General features: G+C 40.1%; 19 protein-coding genes. 13 read left to right on the top strand and 6 right to left on the bottom strand.

Annotation, left to right across the window (positions count from 1 at the left end; genetic code table 11):
• The first annotated feature begins 77 nt into the window (after window positions 1-77).
• The 9 genes from PCY70_RS10085 to hisIE all read left to right on the top strand — a co-directional run bounded on the left by PCY70_RS10085 (window position 78) and on the right by hisIE (window position 7,528).
• Entirely contained in the window at window positions 78-1,088 is a 1,011-nt protein-coding gene (locus PCY70_RS10085; protein WP_305767254.1) for an ATP phosphoribosyltransferase regulatory subunit, read from the top strand.
• Window positions 1,081-1,683: an ATP phosphoribosyltransferase gene (gene hisG, locus PCY70_RS10090; protein ID WP_305767255.1), complete on the top strand. Its 603-nt coding sequence runs from the start codon at window positions 1,081-1,083 to the stop codon at window positions 1,681-1,683. The genes PCY70_RS10085 and hisG overlap by 8 nt, the downstream gene beginning before the upstream one ends.
• 10 nt (window positions 1,684-1,693) lie before the next feature.
• On the top strand, window positions 1,694-2,953 hold the full coding sequence (gene hisD / locus PCY70_RS10095; protein ID WP_305767256.1) for a histidinol dehydrogenase: 1,260 nt from the start codon (window positions 1,694-1,696) through the stop codon (window positions 2,951-2,953).
• 66 nt (window positions 2,954-3,019) lie between these two features.
• Window positions 3,020-4,057: a pyridoxal phosphate-dependent aminotransferase gene (locus PCY70_RS10100; RefSeq protein WP_305767257.1), complete on the top strand. Its 1,038-nt coding sequence runs from the start codon at window positions 3,020-3,022 to the stop codon at window positions 4,055-4,057.
• A complete protein-coding gene (locus tag PCY70_RS10105; RefSeq protein ID WP_305767258.1) occupies window positions 4,058-4,807 on the top strand; it encodes an imidazoleglycerol-phosphate dehydratase in 750 nt (249 codons plus the stop codon).
• Window positions 4,808-5,413 carry an imidazole glycerol phosphate synthase subunit HisH gene (hisH, locus tag PCY70_RS10110; RefSeq protein WP_305767259.1) on the top strand — a complete coding sequence of 202 codons (606 nt, stop codon included), beginning with the start codon at window positions 4,808-4,810 and terminating at the stop codon, window positions 5,411-5,413.
• 24 nt (window positions 5,414-5,437) lie between these two features.
• Entirely contained in the window at window positions 5,438-6,148 is a 711-nt protein-coding gene (hisA, locus tag PCY70_RS10115; RefSeq protein ID WP_305767260.1) for a 1-(5-phosphoribosyl)-5-[(5-phosphoribosylamino)methylideneamino]imidazole-4-carboxamide isomerase, read from the top strand.
• Entirely contained in the window at window positions 6,142-6,915 is a 774-nt protein-coding gene (gene hisF / locus PCY70_RS10120) for an imidazole glycerol phosphate synthase subunit HisF (protein ID WP_029488293.1), read from the top strand. The genes hisA and hisF overlap by 7 nt, the downstream gene beginning before the upstream one ends.
• Complete coding sequence (gene hisIE, locus PCY70_RS10125) at window positions 6,902-7,528, top strand: bifunctional phosphoribosyl-AMP cyclohydrolase/phosphoribosyl-ATP diphosphatase HisIE (protein WP_010168639.1); 627 nt, start codon at window positions 6,902-6,904, stop codon at window positions 7,526-7,528. Before hisF ends, hisIE begins: the two co-directional genes overlap by 14 nt.
• A 52-nt stretch (window positions 7,529-7,580) precedes the next feature.
• On the opposite strand, the gene PCY70_RS10130 is transcribed toward hisIE, so the two are convergent.
• From PCY70_RS10130 to PCY70_RS10145, 4 genes are read right to left on the bottom strand one after another with little or no spacing between them, the layout of a single operon-like run.
• Window positions 7,581-8,351 carry an epoxyqueuosine reductase gene (locus tag PCY70_RS10130; RefSeq protein ID WP_305767261.1) on the bottom strand — a complete coding sequence of 257 codons (771 nt, stop codon included), beginning with the start codon at window positions 8,349-8,351 and terminating at the stop codon, window positions 7,581-7,583.
• Between the two features lie 19 nt (window positions 8,352-8,370).
• Window positions 8,371-9,540 (bottom strand): AI-2E family transporter, encoded by a 1,170-nt coding sequence (locus PCY70_RS10135; RefSeq protein ID WP_305767262.1) that lies wholly within the window; start codon window positions 9,538-9,540, stop codon window positions 8,371-8,373.
• The gene (locus tag PCY70_RS10140) at window positions 9,540-10,961 is read right to left on the bottom strand and encodes an aminoacyl-histidine dipeptidase (RefSeq protein WP_305767263.1); all 1,422 of its coding nucleotides are present in this window, start codon (window positions 10,959-10,961) and stop codon (window positions 9,540-9,542) included. The genes PCY70_RS10135 and PCY70_RS10140 overlap by 1 nt, the downstream gene beginning before the upstream one ends.
• 58 nt (window positions 10,962-11,019) lie before the next feature.
• Window positions 11,020-12,048, bottom strand: coding sequence for a threonine aldolase family protein (locus tag PCY70_RS10145; protein ID WP_305767264.1), 1,029 nt, complete (start codon window positions 12,046-12,048; stop codon window positions 11,020-11,022).
• A gap of 145 nt (window positions 12,049-12,193) precedes the next feature.
• Here PCY70_RS10145 and udp point away from each other — a divergent pair, with 145 nt between their 5' ends.
• Complete coding sequence (udp, locus tag PCY70_RS10150) at window positions 12,194-12,967, top strand: uridine phosphorylase (protein ID WP_305767265.1); 774 nt, start codon at window positions 12,194-12,196, stop codon at window positions 12,965-12,967.
• Between the two features lie 53 nt (window positions 12,968-13,020).
• Here udp and mnmM read toward each other — a convergent pair whose 3' ends face one another.
• On the bottom strand, window positions 13,021-13,578 hold the full coding sequence (gene mnmM, locus PCY70_RS10155; RefSeq protein WP_305767266.1) for a tRNA 5-(aminomethyl)-2-thiouridylate-methyltransferase MnmM: 558 nt from the start codon (window positions 13,576-13,578) through the stop codon (window positions 13,021-13,023).
• A gap of 69 nt (window positions 13,579-13,647) precedes the next feature.
• Entirely contained in the window at window positions 13,648-15,072 is a 1,425-nt protein-coding gene (locus PCY70_RS10160) for a carbon starvation CstA family protein (protein WP_305767267.1), read from the bottom strand.
• A gap of 174 nt (window positions 15,073-15,246) precedes the next feature.
• On the opposite strand from PCY70_RS10160, the gene PCY70_RS10165 reads away from it, so the two are divergent.
• From PCY70_RS10165 to PCY70_RS10175, 3 genes are all read left to right on the top strand, one after another.
• On the top strand, window positions 15,247-15,534 hold the full coding sequence (locus tag PCY70_RS10165; RefSeq protein WP_010168655.1) for a hypothetical protein: 288 nt from the start codon (window positions 15,247-15,249) through the stop codon (window positions 15,532-15,534).
• Window positions 15,535-15,602: 68 nt separating this feature from the next.
• Complete coding sequence (locus PCY70_RS10170) at window positions 15,603-16,562, top strand: leucine-rich repeat domain-containing protein (RefSeq protein WP_305767268.1); 960 nt, start codon at window positions 15,603-15,605, stop codon at window positions 16,560-16,562.
• 133 nt (window positions 16,563-16,695) lie between these two features.
• Window positions 16,696-17,826, top strand: a complete 1,131-nt coding sequence (locus PCY70_RS10175; RefSeq protein WP_010168661.1) for a tetratricopeptide repeat protein — start codon at window positions 16,696-16,698, stop codon at window positions 17,824-17,826.
• Window positions 17,827-17,948: the final 122 nt, after the last annotated feature.

Below are 17,948 nucleotides of genomic sequence, written 5' to 3' on the forward strand. Positions count from 1 at the left end.
TTTTATAGCAAAAAATGGATGGTTGCGATCAAATTGGGAAACTATAGTAGTGATATTATTTTTTGATGGAGGAGTTTATGAAAACAGATTTTTTGGATGAAGTGAGTAGAATAGGCTTAAAATTAGAAGAACTATACTATAGATTTGGTTATAGCAAATTTAAGATGAATCGATTTGAACCCTATTCGTTTTATATGAGCAATGAAAGTTTTTTGGAAGATAGTCGCGTTATTACAATGCAATCGGCAACGGGAAAGTTGCTAGCCCTAAAACCCGATGTAACGATGAGTATCGTAAAAAATCATAAAGCCTATGATAAAAGCAAAATATATTATAATGAGCCTGTGTTTAAAGTACCCCCAGGAGAAAGCGACTTTCGTGAAATTAGGCAGGTGGGGCTTGAGTATATTGGGGAGCTGTCGCTCTATCAAACTTTGGAAGTACTAAATTTGGCAATAAAAAGTTTGGCAATGATAGGCGAATTTAGGTTTGTGATCTCTGATATGTCTATAGTAAACTTGCTATTTGATGAATATAATATTAACGCTGAAGATAAAAACGCTATTATACGGTGTTTGCGACAAAAGAATTTACATGATTTGGAAAAATTGCCGCAATCGAGAATTTTTACAAAGTTAGTACAGTTGCCAGCAGACTTTAAAGAAGCCATAACAGTCTTGCTAGAAGATGAAACCTACGCTTGTTGCAAGTCCGAATTAGATAAATTGATGGATATTGCAGAGGCGTTGGTAGAAATTTGTGATATAAATAAGGTTATGTTTGACTTTGCGCATCTTGTAGGAACTCAGTATTACAATGGGCTCACATTTACTGGATATGTACGGGGCGTCGCAAACAAAGTTTTGTCTGGCGGGCGATATGATAATTTGTTGCGAAACATGGGTGAAAAAACTCAAAAAGCAATAGGATTTGCAGTGTATTTGTCCGAAATTGAAAACACACAAAGAGAAGTTTGCGACAAGCAGATAATTCAATATACAAATGTTGTGGAGACATTAAAAAAAGCAAATGAACTCTATGAATCTGGAATAAATTTTTGTGTACGAAAGGAAGAGAATGATGATTGATATTGCGCTACCTAAGGGGCGACTTGGTGACGATGTTTATAGGATGTTTAAGAATATGGGTATAAATGCAGTAGATATAGAGGCAAAGACGCGCAAATTATTTTTTGAAGATAAACAAAATGGAGTGAGATTTTATTTGATAAAGCCTTCGGATGTTGCAGTGTATGTGGAGCGCGGTGCAGTGGATATAGGAGTGGTTGGCAAGGATTCGCTGGTAGAATCTGGGGCAGATGTATATGAGCTACTGGATTTGGGAATAGGAAAGTGTAATATGTGCGTCTGCTCTCCAAATGCATTTGTCGATAAACAAAATAGCGTACTGAAAGTGGCAACAAAATATCCGTATATTGCTCGTGAATATTATGGAGAACGAGAGATTGACATCATCAAATTGAATGGGTCTATAGAGTTGGCGCCGCTAATTGGGCTTAGCCATGTTATAGTGGATATTGTGGAGACAGGAAGCACCCTTCGTGAAAATAATCTGAAAGTTGATACCATAATTATGGAGCTGAGTGCGCGCGTTATAGCATCAAAAAGCAGATATAACTTTAATAAAGATAGAATTGATCAATTGTTAAGAGAGCTAATTTAAAGGAGGACACATGATTAAAATAGTAGATAAAAACACAGAAATTTTGAAACATTCCGCTGAGATTTCGCCTCAGATTGAAAGAGATGCCCAAGAGATTGTGGAAACAGTAAAACGTTTGGGCGATCAAGCGCTTTTTGATTATGCATTAAAATTTGATAGGGCACAGTTAACATCGCTGCTAGTGAGTGAGCAAGAGCTGAAGGATGCGTATGAGAGCATTGATGATGATTTGCTAGGGGTGATCAGGAGAGCAAAGAAGAACATAGAAGATTTTCATAAACGCCAGATTACTAATAGCTTTATGGTAGAAAAGGATGGAATAATAATGGGGCAGCGAGTGACCCCCATAGAGCGTGTGGGGATATATATTCCTGGCGGAAGAGCAGTTTATCCATCTAGTGTATTGATGAATGTGATTCCTGCAAAGCTTGCCGGATGCTCATACATTAGCGTCGTCACTCCGCCAAGAGAAGATGGTACGGTGGCAAAAGAGATACTAGCAATTTGCGCTATGCTAGGAGTAGACCAAGTATTTAAAATAGGTGGCGCAGGGGCAATTGCAGCATTGGCATATGGCACCGAAAGCGTATTGCCAGTGTATAAAATTACAGGTCCTGGAAATGCGTATGTTGCAGCTGCAAAGAAGGCTGTGTTTGGCAAGGTGGGCATAGACATGATTGCAGGGCCGTCTGAGATTTTGATCATAGCCGATGAAAAGCAAAGCCCTAAGGTTATCGCGGCAGACATGCTTTCGCAAGCAGAACACGATATGTTGGCAAGAGCGATTTTGCTAACCACATCCAAGGAAATAGCCGAAGAAGTTGCAACAGAAATCGAAATACAGTTGAGTAAGTTGCCTAAAGAAAAAATAGCGCGCCCATCCATAGATGATAACGGATTGATTGTAGTATGCGATACTCTAAGCGAGTGCTTCGCAATATCAAACGATTTGGCACCAGAACATCTAGAGATCATGCTAGACAATGCGATCAGCTATTTGCCAGAGATTAAGAATGCCGGAAGCGTATTTTTGGGACGCTACACTCCGGAGGCAGTTGGGGATTATTATGCAGGAGTAAATCACACGCTGCCAACTAATCAGACATCCAAGTTTTCATCGGCACTGTCTGTGGATACCTTCGTGAAAAAGTCTACATTTGTTCAGTATACAGAAGAAATGCTCCAAAAGTATAAGGATGATATCGTATTGTTTGCAAAGCACGAAGGCTTAGATGCGCATGCAAGAAGTGTTCAAAGCAGATTTCAGTGAGTAATGATTGCAGCAGGGGCAAATATACTTGCTGTAAATTTTGGATGATGAGAGGATGGTAATGTTATGAGTGTATTTTTAAATAGGCAGCTGGCTGGTCTGATTCCATACACTCCTGGAGAGCAACCGAAACGAGGAGAGTTTATTAAGCTGAATACAAATGAGAGTCCATACCCGCCGTCGCCTCGAGCAGTGGCTGCTGCTGCAGAAGCTGCAAAAACCCTAAATTTGTATTGCGACCCTTCGGCAAAAGCACTGACAGCAGAGTTTTGTAATTATTATAATGTAGATGATGTAATATTTGGAAACGGTTCTGACGAAATACTGGCATTTTGCTATCTGGCTTTTTGTGAGAAGGAGGTGGCATTTCCAAAAATTTCGTATGGGTTTTATCAAGTATTTAGCGATTTGTATAATGTAGTTGCGGAGCAAATACCGCTAACCGAAAATTTTGAAATTGATCCTGCAACATACTTCAATAAAAAGAAAACGATTATAATTGCGAATCCAAATGCACCAACGGGAATTGCATTGAACAAAGATCAGCTGGAAAGCATACTCGCCGCAAATGAACAAAACGTAGTGATTATCGACGAAGCATATGCGGATTTTAGTGGGTTTAGTGCCAGATCTCTAATCGAGAAATACAACAACTTGGTAGTGGTGGGGACCTTCTCAAAATCACGCAATTTGGCAGGGGCAAGACTGGGTTTTGCAGTTGCCAATACAGAGCTCATTAATGATATTGCGTTGGTGAAAAATTCGTATAACCCATATAATGTGAATGCAGTAACGCAAGCAATGGGGGCTGTTAGCATCGCAGAGGCGGAATACTTTGAGAAGTGCGTCGGCAAAATTGTAGCAGAGCGAGAGAAATTTACAGAATTTTTGGAACAAAATGGCTTTTATACGCTTCCGTCGAAGGCAAATTTTGTGTTTACCAAGCCAGCTGCTGCAAGCGGAGAAGAGCTATATGAATATTTGCGTAGTAAGAAAATTTTGGTGAGATATTTTAAAGCAATCCCAGATTTTGTACGCATTACAATTGGAACTGCAATAGAAATGGATGCGGTGAAAGAAGCGATTATAGATTGGAGAAAATAAGTGAGAAAAGCAGTGATCGAAAGAAAGACTAATGAAACGGATATAAAATTGACATTGGAGCTTGATGGAACGGGAACAAATGCGATTGATACAGATTGCGGATTTTTAAATCATATGCTAACGTTGTTTGCGGCGCATTCGCGAATGAATTTGGTGATAACATGTCGCGGAGATAGCGATGTGGATTTTCATCATACAGTAGAAGATATTGCAATTTGCTTGGGAGCGGCAATAGACGAAGCGCTAGGAGATAAACGCGGAATATGTCGCTACGGAAGCTGTACGCTGCCTATGGATGAAGCGTTGGTGAGCGTATTTCTGGATTTTAGTGGACGAGGACACCTTGAAGAAAATTTGAATATAAGCCAAAATAAAGTGGGTGACTTTGATACTGAGTTGTGCAAAGAGTTTTTGCTGGCTATTGCTAGAAGCTACGGAAGCTGTACGCTGCCTATGGATGAAGCGTTGGTAAGCGTATTTCTGGATTTTAGTGGACGAGGACACCTTGAAGAAAATTTGAATATAAGCCAAAATAAAGTGGGCGACTTTGATACTGAGTTGTGCAAAGAGTTTTTGCTGGCTATTGCTAGAAGCGCAAAGATGACGCTGCATGTGGTACAAGAGCGAGGAAAAAACGCGCATCATATAATAGAGGCCGTGTTTAAAGCGATGGCTCGTGCAATGCGTGAAGCGGTAACAATCGATCAAAAATTTAGGAATGAAATTCCATCGACAAAAGGAGTGATATAGTTGGTTGCTATTATCGACTATGGAGTGGGCAATCTGTTTTCGTTGCAAGCATCGTTGAATAAAATAGGAGCGATGGCTGTTGTTACAAATGATGAAGCAAAAATAGATGCCGCGAGCCATATAATTTTACCCGGAGTGGGAGCATTTGAGGACGCAGCGAAGTTGCTAAAAGAATACAAGATGGATGAAGTAATTTTGAGTAACGCAGGAAAAAAGCCTATTTTGGGAATTTGCTTGGGTATGCAGCTACTATTTGATAGAAGTTTTGAGTTTGGAGAGCATAAGGGGTTGGGGCTGATTGCTGGAGATATTGTTCCGCTAAAAGGAGCGATAGATTCGAAGCTGAAGATTCCGCATATGGGGTGGAATAAGTTATACAAGACTAACTCGTCGTCTATTCTAAAATACACATCAGAAGGCGATTATGTATACTTTGTACATTCGTATTATGCCAAAGCAGAATCAAAATATATCACGAGTGTTGTAAAATATGATATCGATGTTACTGCAACTGTACAGAACGGGATGGTATTTGGTACGCAATTTCATCCAGAAAAATCAGGCGAGTGTGGGCTGCGTATCCTAAAAGCTTTTGTGGAGTGCTAAAATAAAATAGATTGGAGTATATATATGAGAATATTTCCTGCAATAGATATAAAAAATGGTCAGATTGTGAGGTTAACAGAGGGTAAGTATGATCAGGTGAAGGTGTATTCGAAAGATCCAGAAGAGGTGCTAGAGCACTTTACTAAAGAGGGAGCGACGGCATTACACATCGTGGATCTAGATGGGGCCAAAAGCGGAACGATAGAAAATCAGAATACGATAAAAACAATTTTGAAAAATAGGCATTTCGTAACGCAGCTAGGAGGAGGAATTAGAGATGAGAGCACCATCAACCACTATTTGAATATGGGTGTGGATCGCGTAATTTTGGGAACAGTTGCAGTAGAAAATCCAAAGTTTGTTGAGGAAATGGTCAAGAAGTATGATCAGCAGATTGCAGTAGGAGTGGACGAAAAAGATGGGCAAGTGCGAGCGAATGGTTGGCTTGTTAACTCCAAAGTGAATGCTATTGAATTTTGCAAAATGTTGACTGCCATGGGGGTTGCGACAATTATATATACAGATATTTCAAAAGATGGAATGATGGCTGGGTGCGATATGGCATCATATAGACAGCTGTGCAAAGATAGAAATGTGAATATCATCGCAAGCGGTGGCGTAACTTCCATTGCGGAGATCAAAGAGCTAAAGCGCATTGGCGTTGCTGGCGTAATCGTTGGCAAAGCAATTTATGAAGGCAAGATAGCGCTGAGGGAGGCCACCGCAATATGCTAACAAAAAGGATAATTCCGTGTTTAGATATTCGTGACGGAAGAGTAGTTAAAGGTGTCAATTTTGAGGGTGTAAAAGATGTATCAGATCCGGTAGAGCTCGCAAAGTTTTATAATGATGAAGGTGCAGATGAGCTGGTTTTTTATGATATTACTGCAAGCTTTGAAGGACGGAAGTTGTTTACCCAAATTTTGGAAGAAGTAGCATCAGAAATTTTTATTCCGCTAACAGTTGGTGGGGGAATAAATTCTACAGCAGATTTTGACCGAGTTCTAAAGTGTGGTGCGGATAAAGTTTCGGTAAACTCTGGTGCTATTAAAAATCAGCAGTTGATACAAGAGGCCGCAAAAAAATATGGCAGCCAATGCGTGGTGCTTTCGATAGATGCCAAGCGAGTGGGAAATGAATTTAAAGTTTGTACTATGGGCGGTCGAAATCTTACACAAATAGATGCGATAGAGTGGGCAAAAGCTGGGGAAGCGCTAGGTGCGGGAGAAATTGTTCTCAATAGTATTGATACGGACGGGGTTAAAAATGGATTCGACTTGGAGATGCTAAAAGCTGTGTGCGATGTAGTTAGCATACCTGTTGTTGCAAGTGGCGGAGCAGGTGGAATGGAAGATTTTGGGACATTGTTTAAAACTTTAAGCAACGTCGATGCGGGGCTTGCGGCCTCCATATTTCACTATAAGCAAGTTCGTATATCGCAACTGAAAAACTACCTTGCAGAAAATGGAATAGAAATGAGGAAACTACATGATAAAGTTTGATGAGCAGGGGCTGATTCCTGCAATAGTACAAGATTTTTATACGAGAGAAGTCCTGATGCTAGCATATATGAATCAGGAAAGTATTGATATAACAAAGTCAGAGGGATATACTTGCTTTTACTCGAGGAGTAGAAAAAGACTGTGGCGCAAAGGTGAGGAGAGTGGGCATAAGCAGCGAGTGATGCGAATGAGCCTAGATTGTGATAGCGATACGATGCTAATAGAGGTGTTACAAACTGGAGTTGCGTGCCACACAGGTGCTCCATCATGCTTTTTCAATTTGGAAGTAGAGGAGCGTGCACCATTTTCGATGTATGCGCTATACGATTTGCTATTAGATAGAAAGACAACCAAAAAGGAAGGCTCGTATACGACGTATTTGTTTGATAAGGGCAAAGAAAAGATTTTAAAAAAGATAGGCGAAGAAGCAACAGAAGTGATAATTGGGGCTATGAAAAATGATAAGAGAGAGACCATATATGAGATTGCGGATGTAGCGTACCATATTATGGTATTGATGCTAGAAATGGGTATTACGATTGATGAGATTAAAGACGAATTGGCGAGTCGACATGTAATAGATAATAAGATAAAGCAGGAGACTCCAACATAGGCAATGCTTGCTGTAGTTGCGAATGATATAACGGTGGCTACAGCAATTGTAATTAATTTTCTATTGCTTTACGTGCATTGCGAACGATGATGTCTTTGCCGCGCCAGCCACAAGAAGTTTGCTGGATGAAGTCATTAAAAAATTGATCATTCATTTCGGCGTAGAAAGCCGGAGCATAATTCATAAAGTCGAGCGTGGCAAACTCTGGAAGCGGGCTTTTGGCTATATGTCTATTACATGAACAAGCGTCCTGACATGCATCGCAGCCAAAAATTTGCCCATCTAGTAGATCAACTTCGTCTGGAGTAAGACGTTTTTTTTGTGTAATAAATGATATGCACTGAGTGATGTCTTGAATGCCACCGGTGGGGCAAGCGTTGGTGCAGCGTGTACATGAGCCGCATAAGTTTTCTATGGCAACATCAGTTTTGGTAGGAATAAAGTCGGTGACCACTTCGCCTAAAAATACATATGAACCATATTTTTCGGTAGTGATCAAGCCGTTTTTTCCGATAAATCCAACTCCAGCAAGCTCTGCAATACTTTTTTCTGGAAGTGGATTGTTATCTACATAAGCGGTGGCGCAAAATCCATCGGCAATAAGTAGATTACAAATTTTATCAAGATAGCTACGCACTACCTTATGATAGTCGAGGCGTTTTGTATAAATGGAAAATCCATTTTCGCTGTTGGCATCTAGATGGTTATATGGAAATGCTATAGAAATTATGGTTTTCATTTGATTGGCAATTTCAAAGCGAATTATTCCAAATGTATCCAGGTCCAAATCATTGATATATTTTCTAAGTTTTTCATCTGTCATAGTAGTTACTTCCTTAATATTAATCGTTTTCGGACTTGGCAAAACTTTCGCTGAATACATTGCCGACGCATCGAATTATGATTACTCGCATTAGAGCGCATAACGGAACTCCCAACAGCATTCCCAAAAGACCAAATAAGTCTCCACCAATCAAAATAGCAAGCAACACCACGATTGGGTGTAGCTTTACGTTGGTGCCTAAAATTTTTGGAACGATAATAAATCCGTCTATTTGTTGCAATACAAAAACTATTAGCATAGCATATATGGCTTGCTGTATTCCGCCACCGATTGCCCCGAGAATGCCAGCTAATAGCAATCCAACAACGGGGCCAAAGTATGGAATGATATTAAAAACTCCAGAGACTACGCCTATAATTACCGCAAAGTCGAGCTTAATCAAGCTAAGACCAATTCCAACTAGAACCGCCATAATTAAGGCGTCCAATATTTGACCACGCACATAGCCGGTCAAAACAGAATTTAAGTCGCGACCGATACTAGTAACTCGTTTATACCATTTTGGAGTAAATATAACAGACAGAATGTTATTGACTATTTTGACCAATTTAGGTTTATCTTTCATGATGTATATTGCTAAAATGACGCCAAATACGATATCGATGAGATTTTTGCCTATGTCAGCAACCCAAGTCATAGAGATCTGCCCAAACATGGTGGCCCAAGAGTTGATGGTGGTGTATATGGTGGTGAGAATTTCTCGTGCTTTCATAGACATTTCGTCGGTTGCGAGTTGATTAACTAGCGTTTCGGCAGTAGCCTGAAAATATGATATATACGCATTGATAGTTTGAGAAAGCCCTTTGATATCTGTCTTATGAATTACCTGCTGCATATTCATTATGATCATAAGCACAAAAAGTCCAATGATAGCAACTATTGTGAGGATAGCAAAAAATGTTGAGATTCCTCTAACACGCGAAGAAGATAGATGCGGACGAGATAGTGACGATATATACAAATCGACAACGGGCTCCATCAGATACGCAAGCACTAGGCCGATTAGCAAAGGCGACAGTAAATCGATTGTTCTGTCAAATAGCCAGTGCAGCCACCCCATTATAGGTATAAATTTAATCATACAGATAGAGATGAGGATAGTGATGACGATGCTAATGACAACGTATACGCATATGGTGTAATATTTATGGCGCCTTTCGATCTTCATTATATCTCCTCAAGCAAAGTAATTAAAAAGCCATACATTTTCTCGAAAGAGCTGATACTCATCTTTTCTTTTGGCGTGTGTATGTCATAGACGTTTGGACCAAAGGAAATAGCATCGAGATCATCTATTTTGAGAGACAGTATGCCACATTCCAGGCCCGCATGCACGGCTCGAACTTCGGGGTCGACTCCATATAATTTGCGATACGTTGCAACTGCGGCATCACGAACTCGAGAATCTTGCTTATACTGCCACGCTGGGTAGTCTCCGGTCTCAGAAAATTTAACGTCCATCACTTTGGCAATAGTTTTAATTTTATGTGTAAGGTCAATTTTTTTGGATTCTACAGAGCTTCGAAGAGAGAGTGTAATTGTGATAACGTTATCAGCTGTTGAAATGACGCCAAGATTTAGCGAAGTTTCGACTAAGTCTGCTATATAACAACTTTTGGCAACAACGCCGTTTGGCAATATACGTAGTAGGTCGATCAGCTTTTGTTTCGTATCGCTCATAAACTTTGTCTGCACAGTAGTTTTTTCCACGTGTAAACTAATGTCAGCATCTTGTGCGGCGTATTCAGCTTTTAGTGTTGCAGCTATGTCTTCGATATATTCTAGCATAGCAGGGGCTTTTTCGTCAACCACTGTGATTACGGCATCGGCTTCGCGGGCGATAACATTGTCCTTGCTGCCGCCATCGAGGCTGGAGATGCCGATGTGAAATTTGTCGTTTAGGAGATCCAAAACTCGCCCCATCACGACGTTTGCATTGGCGCGTTCCTTGTGAATTTCTGCTCCAGAGTGACCTCCTTTTAGGCCTCGCAATTTTAGAGTATATGCCACTTCGCCTGGTGCGATAGATAATTTGATGCCATTGATGGTAAGTTTAATTCGCAAGCCACCTGCGCAACTGGTTAAAAATTCTCCTTCGATATCAGAGTCGAGATTAATTAATGTGTTGCCCTGAATTAGTTTGCGGTCTAATGCAATGACCCCACCCATTCCGGTTTCTTCTTCGGTGGTTATTAATAAGCAAAGGGGAGGGTGCTTGAGGGTTGTATCTTCGATGATTGCCATCTGATATGCAAGAGCAACGCCGTCGTCTGCACCCAAAGTTGTGCCTTCTGCATATAAAAAGTCGCCATCGGTTTTGAGGTTGAGGGGGTCTGTTGCAAAGTCAAATTCGGTTTGCTTATCTTTTTCGCACACCATGTCCATGTGCCCTTGAAGTATAATCGTATCTTTGTTTTCGTATCCGGGGCTGGCTGGTTTATATATATAGACGTTGAGTGCGTCATCTTGCGCGACTTCTAACCCCGCATTTTTGGCAAAGCGAACCAAATAGTTACTCAGCTCCCTTTCGTTTCCAGATCCATGTGGGATAGTGCATATTTGCTTAAAGTGTTCTAAAGCTGTGCTCATAAAAAGCCTCCTAATATGTGTATTTTTGGTTAGTATTCTAATTATGGGCAGCTTTTATTCAGATAGTTTGGATTTGAGCTAATGCTGCTAATAAGCGATCGATATTTTCGTCTGGAGTGGCCCAAGATGTAACAAAACGGATTACTAGCCCATCTGGGTGAGGCTCCCAAACTTCGAAATCAAATTCTGGCATCGATAAAAGCTTTTGGTATTGGGCAGTAGAAACGATCACAAAAATTTGGTTGGTTTGCGTTGGGGTAAGAAGCTTAAAGTTGAGATCCACAATGCTTTCGCTAAGCCTTTTTGCAGTTGCATTTGCATGGTAAGCTAGATCATAAAATAAATTATCTGAAAACAGTGTCGCAAACTGAATTCCTAGCAAACGGCCTTTGGCTAACAGAGCTCCGCGTTGCTTTATAAAATATTGAAAATCTGATTTAAGATTCTCGTTTAGGATCACGAGCGCTTCGCCAAACAGTGCTCCGTTTTTGGTGCCGCCAAAATAAAATGCATCGACGCAATTGCATATGTCCGCTATAGTTAGATCGTTAGAATCGCAGGTAAGGGCAACGCCGAGCCGAGCGCCGTCAAGGTATAGTAATAAATTGTGTTGCTTGCATACTTGGCTGATAGCATAGAGCTCTTCTTTGGTATAGACTGTGCCATATTCTGTAGAATTGGAAATGTATACCAATCGCGGTTTGGTCATGTGAATTGGCATATGATTTTTGATAATAGGAGCAATTTGATCTGCAGCAAGCTTGCCGTCGTGGTTGGCAACTGTGATAATGGCATGGCCGGTGGCTTCTATTGCGCCAGTTTCATGAAGCTGAATGTGCCCGGTATCTGGCGAAATTATTCCTTCGTGAGGTCGCAAAAATGCGCTAAGAGCAGTGAGGTTGGTTTGCGTTCCGCCCACAAAAAAATGTACATCGGCGGCGTCGTTTCCGATGTGTGCCCTAATTAAATCTTGTGCCCTACTACAAAATGGATCGTCGCCATATCCTCTGGTTCTCATAAAATTGGTTCGTGTAAGCTCTTCTAAAATAGCAGGACAAGCTCCTTCGCTATAGTCGTTTCTAAACATATATCACACCTCCGTAGATTTTCATGCATATAGAATATCAAAAATTGTAGCGTTAGAATAGGCGTTGGCACCTTGAAATGCTAAAAAAATGGAGTTAATCTAATAAATGTAACATCACAAATTAAAAAATTGAGGAGTAACTGCTATGAAATATTCAGGAGAAGAAGGATTGCAGTATCATATTCAAACAAGGCCAGGAGATGTTGGGAAGTACGTTATTTTGCCAGGCGATCCAAAGCGATGCAAAAAGATAGCGGAGCATTTTGATAACGCGGTGTTGGTTGCAGATAGTAGAGAATATGTAACCTATACAGGATACCTAGAGGGGACAAAGGTGAGCGTAACGTCGACGGGAATTGGCGGGCCGTCTGCGGCAATTGCGATAGAGGAGCTTGTACGATCTGGCGCAGATACATTTATACGCGTGGGCACCTGCGGCGGAATGCAAACAGAAATTGTGGGTGGAGACATAGTGATAGCTACAGCTGCGATCCGAATGGAAGGCACTAGCAAAGAGTATGCGCCGATAGAATTTCCTGCAGTAGCAGATTTGGAAGTTACGAATGCGCTTGTGTGTGCTGCAAAAAAACTGAATTTTAAGTGGCATGCAGGAGTGGTTCAATGTAAAGATTCGTTTTATGGGCAGCATAGCCCAGAGATTATGCCTGTAAATTATGAGTTGCTGAATAAATGGGAAGCATGGAAAAAGCTGGGATGTAAGGCTTCGGAGATGGAGTCGGCGGCGTTATTTACAGTTGCGAGCTTCTTGGGAGTGCGTTGTGGATCGAGTTTTTTGGTTGTCGCAAATCAGGAGAGAGAAAAGATGGGGCTTGAAAATCCCGTAGTTCACGATACGGAAATGGCCATAAAAGTGGGAGTAGAAGCTCTGAGAGAATTGATTAAGCAAGACAAAAAATAAGAACGATTCAGCAGAGAGCATCAAAGAGATAATGTTTTCTGCTGAGATTATCGCTATAATTTTTCGATGGCGATAATAAAAGGTGCGTTGTTTTTTTGATTAAGAAATTTGTATTCTAACACTGAAAAACTTTTTTGATCTAATGTTTGGCAGAAACTGCGCAAAGCTCGCTTTTCTAATTTGCCGTTGCTATGTCCATGGTATACAACCAAAACGATGATGCCATTTGGCTTAAGGTAATCGAGCAAGTGGTCGACGGCTGTAATTGTAGTGTGTGATTGCGTTGTAATAGAATGGTCACCCTTGGGCAAGTATCCGAGATTGAATATAGCAGCTGCGATTGAAGATTCCATATATTTGTGAGCAACTTCGTGCCCATCTTTAATTACTTGTACGCAGTCTATATTATGCTCAGCAAGCAAGCGGGTTGTCTCTGTTATTGCAACATCCTGAATATCGAATGCATAAACTTTGCCTTCGGCACCCACCAAATTGGCCAAAAATAGGGTATCATTTCCATTTCCACAGGTTGCATCAACAACGGAGTCACCAGCTGCAATGGCCTGTGTTAGCAAAAACTTTGCGTAATCTAGCATTTGTTTTAAAATCATATTTTCACATCCTTTGGCTAAGAGTATTCTCAAAAAGATAGTAAAATAAACAGCAAACGAATAACTCGCCTATTTTTGTGATGAAGTCTTTTTATTAAAGGCAATATAGGCCAATGCAGCTGCGGCAATTCCGATGGCTACTCCGGCGAGTTCGGCAATTTTGATGCTTCCAAAAACTGAAGTGGCGATAGCTCCAAAGCCTTCTGGTGCAACTAAAATATAGCAGGTAACAACTACAGTCATAAACATAGCTGGAATAACTGCAATGAAAAAGTTTGAGCCCTGCTTTTTTAGAAACGCGGCTGCGGTCCATAGTGCGATACAAGCAAGAGTTTGGTTTGCCCAGCTAAAGTATCGCCAGATTATATTGAAGTCGATGAATAACAATGAAACTGCAATAATAAAGATTGGGATAACAATAATATATCTGTTGCGAGATTTTGTTTGATCGATTTTGAACGCATCGGCAATGGTTAGGCGCAAAGCTCGAAATGCCGTATCTCCAGAAGTGATGGGGCAAGCAACTACACCAAGTACCGCAAGCACCATGCCTACATTGCCCATAAGACCTTGTGAAACTGTATTTACAACAACTGCCGCAGGACCAGTTTCGGAAAGCCCCTGTAAACTGCCAAAGAAAGTCATAGCAGCAGCAGCCCAAATTAATGCAATAATGCCCTCCGAAATCATAGCACCATAAAATACGCGGCGACCATCTCTTTCGTTTTTGATACATCGGGCCATCATAGGAGATTGAGTTGCATGAAAACCGGAGATCGCACCACAGGCAATAGAGATAAATAAGTATGGAAATATAGATTGATCGTTTACGTGAGGATTTGAAAAACTAAACTCAGGGATATCCATAAACATTCCGTTAGCGATCATGCCGCCCAAGATTCCAGCAGCCATAACGAATAGAGCAATGCCGAAGATAGGGTAAATTTTGCCAATAATTTTATCGATAGGCAATACCGTTGCGACTATGTAGTATACCATGATGATTGCAACGAAGATCCATCTATTTTGGTTGGTTAAGTCGGCAAGCAAATCTGCTGGAGAAGAGACGAATACAACACCAACAAGAAGAAGTAAGATGCATGAAAAAATAGCCATCAGCCTTCTCATGCCAGTGCCTAAGTTATCTCCCACAAGAACAGAAACTGAAGCGCCGTCGGATCGAAGAGACATCATTCCGATCATAAAATCGTGTACGGCACCTGCAAAGATGCATCCAAAAACAATCCATAAAAACGCATTAGGTCCCCACATAGCTCCTGCGATGGCGCCAAAAATTGGTCCAGTGCCTGCAATGTTTAGAAATTGAATTAAGAATGCTTTCCAGGTTGGAAGTTCAACATAGTCTAAGCCGTCGCTTTTTTTGATTGCAGGAACAGCTCGATCGGGATCAATGCGAAAGATTTTTTCTGATATTTTGCCGTAGATAAAGTAGCCTGCAATTAGTAAAATTAATGAAACAATAAATGTAATCATGTTAACACCCTCCTTTTTTATATAAAGAATTATACACCATATGAAATAATTGTGCATTAATTTTGCAGCAAAAGAAAAAGAACATGGTAAAGTAATGAAATTTCATGAGTAAAATATTGGAATATGAGTTATACTTTATAAGGAAGGCAAAATATTAGAAAGAAGGAATCGGCTATGCAAAGTGCGTTTGATACACTCAACAAGTATATAGGGTCATTGTTGTTGAACATAGGATTTTCGGCACCTCAAAATGTGCAAGAGCTAGAAGAGATTGTGAATAAGGTGTTAGAAGAGCATAAAAACTCTAACGATGCAAATGAACAAATGATGCGAACATTGTTTTATGAAAGCGCTAGGAATGCCATGGCAAACATAGATAAATGTAAAGATTGGTTTGAGTATGTAAATATGATACAGGTAGAAATAGAAAAAATGATGGGCTTAAATTTTGAAAGTAAATAATGGTATACTTTGAAAAAAAATGTGCCATAATTATTAAATAAGAATGAATGACTATAGGAGGAACTACAATGAAAAAAACTAAAGAGAATGATCTATATTCTAAGAGCGATACAATGTTGCTTGAAAAAAACGTAAAGCATAATAATCTACCAGATGCTCCAGTTGAGTTAGTGGCAAGAGATATGCTAAGAAAAATACAAGAGATTTCAAATGATATAGTCATAAAAGAGATGTTCAGAAAATTACAAGAAGTGACTGTAAGTTTGCAAAACGCAGCGCAAAAGATGCAAAAAACTAAAGAAAAATTGATAAAGAATAATGCTGAAATGGAGGAAATGAGAGAAAGTATACCCATTGTAAAAGAGGAAAAGTCGGATGATTTTGAAATTGTAGATGGCGTTTTGGTTAAATATACAGGTGAGCGAGGGTTAGTAAAAATTCCAGACGGAGTAACTGCAATAGAGACGAACGTATTCAGTAAGTGTGAAAAAATAATATGGGTAGTTATACCAAATAGTGTAAAAAGCATTGGCAGATATGCATTTGAAAGTTGTAAAAATTTGGTAGTGGTAGATATGCCGCAAAAGTTGACCGAGATTGGTGTCGGAGCGTTTTTAAATTGTAAAAAATTGAAGTCGATATCTATTCCAAAAGGTGTAGAGCATATTAAAAACCTAACATTTGCGTCGTGTGCTCAATTGGCAACTATAAAAATAGCAGAAGAAGGCGTAAAAATAATTGATAACTCGGCGTTTTATGGATGCGAAAAGTTGGAGGAAGTAGTTTTTCCAAAGACACTGAAAGCAATATCAGAAAATGCGTTTGCGTTTTGCGATGAACTAAAGCGCGTAGAACTTCCAAAGGAAATAAGTAGTATAGCGAAGAGAGCGTTTTTTAATTGTAAGAATTTGAAAGAGATTTCGATGCCATCGGTTAAATGTAAAATTGCAGATAGGCAAATGAGTTTTATAAATTGCGTGATAACCGAAGGTTTTGTATGGGAAGTATTAACCAAAGATAATAACTAATAATGATAAGCCACGTCTTTGCGAATTAGATGTGGTATTATTTTTGCTAATATATTTACAGTGATGACAATAGATGGTAAAATTAGTTTTGGACCATATAATACATATTGAAATAATATAGAAAGGGGCAGCCATGCAAATAAACATGCGTAATAAATTGAGGATGCTAAACATCAAACAAGAGGAAAATATTGTTATAAAATCGGATATATTTATGAACGAAGAAGAGCGCAGGTGGTTTGAGCTTGCAGTAGAGGGAGACGCAGAGGCGCAGTATAGGATAGGGGTTTGCTATAAACTAGGAAAAGGAGTAGAGAAAAACATAAAAGAGGCAGTTAAGTGGTATACAATGTCGGCCAACCAGGAGCATGCTATGGCACAAAATAGCTTGGCGGCGTGTTATGAGCAGGGAGTGGGAGTGGAACGAAGCCCGGAGAAAGCTTTTCAATTATATAATAAAGCTGCCGAGCAAGGGTATCTATTGGCACAGAACAATCTGGCTATGTGTTATGAACGAGGAACTGGGATAATAGCAGATATGGATCAGGCCATAAAATTACTGACAGAAGCTGCCGAAAAAGGAAACAGTACTGCGCAAAGTAATTTGGGTTTGCATTACGAAAAAGGGAAGGGTGTACGGCAAGATTGCGATATCGCAGTGAAATGGTATAAGCTGGCGGCAGAGCAAGGAGACGTCTTTGCGCAAACAAATTTGGGGTATTTATATGCAACTGGAATGGGAGTAAAACTAGACTTAGAGGAGTCTGCAAAGTGGTATACAAAAGCTGCCGAAAAAGGAAGCCCGCGAGCGCAAAACAGCATCGGCATATGTTATTTTTATGGAAGAGGCGTCGTAAAAAATCTAGAAAAGGCCATAGAGTGGTTTGCCAAGGCCGCAGAGAAAGAGTATGTTCCTGCGCAAAATAATTTGGGAATATGTTATGGAACAGAATCAGAGTGTAGAGATTTGTCGGCGGCAGTTAAGTGGTATACAAAGGCCGCGGAGAAAGATTATATGGAGGCTCAATTTAGTTTGGGAATGTGTTATAAATATGGTGAAGGAACAGAAGTAGATTTGCTGGAGGCATTTAAGTGGCTAAAGAAAGCGGCAGATAAGGGGCATGGAGACGCGCAATTTAATCTTGGCTGGTGTTATGAATTTGGGGAAGGAGTAACAAAAAACATTGCAGAAGCTGCAAACTGGTATGCAAAGGCTGCTGAGCAAGGGCATGAGAGGGCACAGATCAATCTAAATTTATTATAAGGATATTATAAGGAAAGCAATTGATGATACTGGGTATATTACCCAGTTATTTTCGTTGCTAGGGAAAATAATGTAATAGCAGATTCTATATGAGAATATATTGTACAAGTATAGAATAGCAA

This window comes from Candidatus Epulonipiscium viviparus (assembly GCF_030708075.1).
GTDB classification, from domain to species: Bacteria; Bacillota; Clostridia; order Lachnospirales; family Cellulosilyticaceae; genus Epulonipiscioides; species Epulonipiscioides viviparus.

Coding starts and splice junctions, on each gene's coding strand:
- PCY70_RS10085 (WP_305767254.1), top strand. CDS start 78: ATGAAAACAGATTTTTTGGATGAAGTGAGTAGAATAGGCTTAAAATTA.
- hisG (WP_305767255.1), top strand. CDS start 1,081: ATGATTGATATTGCGCTACCTAAGGGGCGACTTGGTGACGATGTTTAT.
- hisD (WP_305767256.1), top strand. CDS start 1,694: ATGATTAAAATAGTAGATAAAAACACAGAAATTTTGAAACATTCCGCT.
- PCY70_RS10100 (WP_305767257.1), top strand. CDS start 3,020: ATGAGTGTATTTTTAAATAGGCAGCTGGCTGGTCTGATTCCATACACT.
- hisA (WP_305767260.1), top strand. CDS start 5,438: ATGAGAATATTTCCTGCAATAGATATAAAAAATGGTCAGATTGTGAGG.
- hisF (WP_029488293.1), top strand. CDS start 6,142: ATGCTAACAAAAAGGATAATTCCGTGTTTAGATATTCGTGACGGAAGA.
- hisIE (WP_010168639.1), top strand. CDS start 6,902: ATGATAAAGTTTGATGAGCAGGGGCTGATTCCTGCAATAGTACAAGAT.
- PCY70_RS10130 (WP_305767261.1), bottom strand. CDS start 8,351: ATGACAGATGAAAAACTTAGAAAATATATCAATGATTTGGACCTGGAT.
- PCY70_RS10135 (WP_305767262.1), bottom strand. CDS start 9,540: ATGAAGATCGAAAGGCGCCATAAATATTACACCATATGCGTATACGTT.
- PCY70_RS10140 (WP_305767263.1), bottom strand. CDS start 10,961: ATGAGCACAGCTTTAGAACACTTTAAGCAAATATGCACTATCCCACAT.
- PCY70_RS10145 (WP_305767264.1), bottom strand. CDS start 12,048: ATGTTTAGAAACGACTATAGCGAAGGAGCTTGTCCTGCTATTTTAGAA.
- udp (WP_305767265.1), top strand. CDS start 12,194: ATGAAATATTCAGGAGAAGAAGGATTGCAGTATCATATTCAAACAAGG.
- mnmM (WP_305767266.1), bottom strand. CDS start 13,578: ATGATTTTAAAACAAATGCTAGATTACGCAAAGTTTTTGCTAACACAG.
- PCY70_RS10160 (WP_305767267.1), bottom strand. CDS start 15,072: ATGATTACATTTATTGTTTCATTAATTTTACTAATTGCAGGCTACTTT.
- PCY70_RS10165 (WP_010168655.1), top strand. CDS start 15,247: ATGCAAAGTGCGTTTGATACACTCAACAAGTATATAGGGTCATTGTTG.
- PCY70_RS10170 (WP_305767268.1), top strand. CDS start 15,603: ATGAAAAAAACTAAAGAGAATGATCTATATTCTAAGAGCGATACAATG.
- PCY70_RS10175 (WP_010168661.1), top strand. CDS start 16,696: ATGCAAATAAACATGCGTAATAAATTGAGGATGCTAAACATCAAACAA.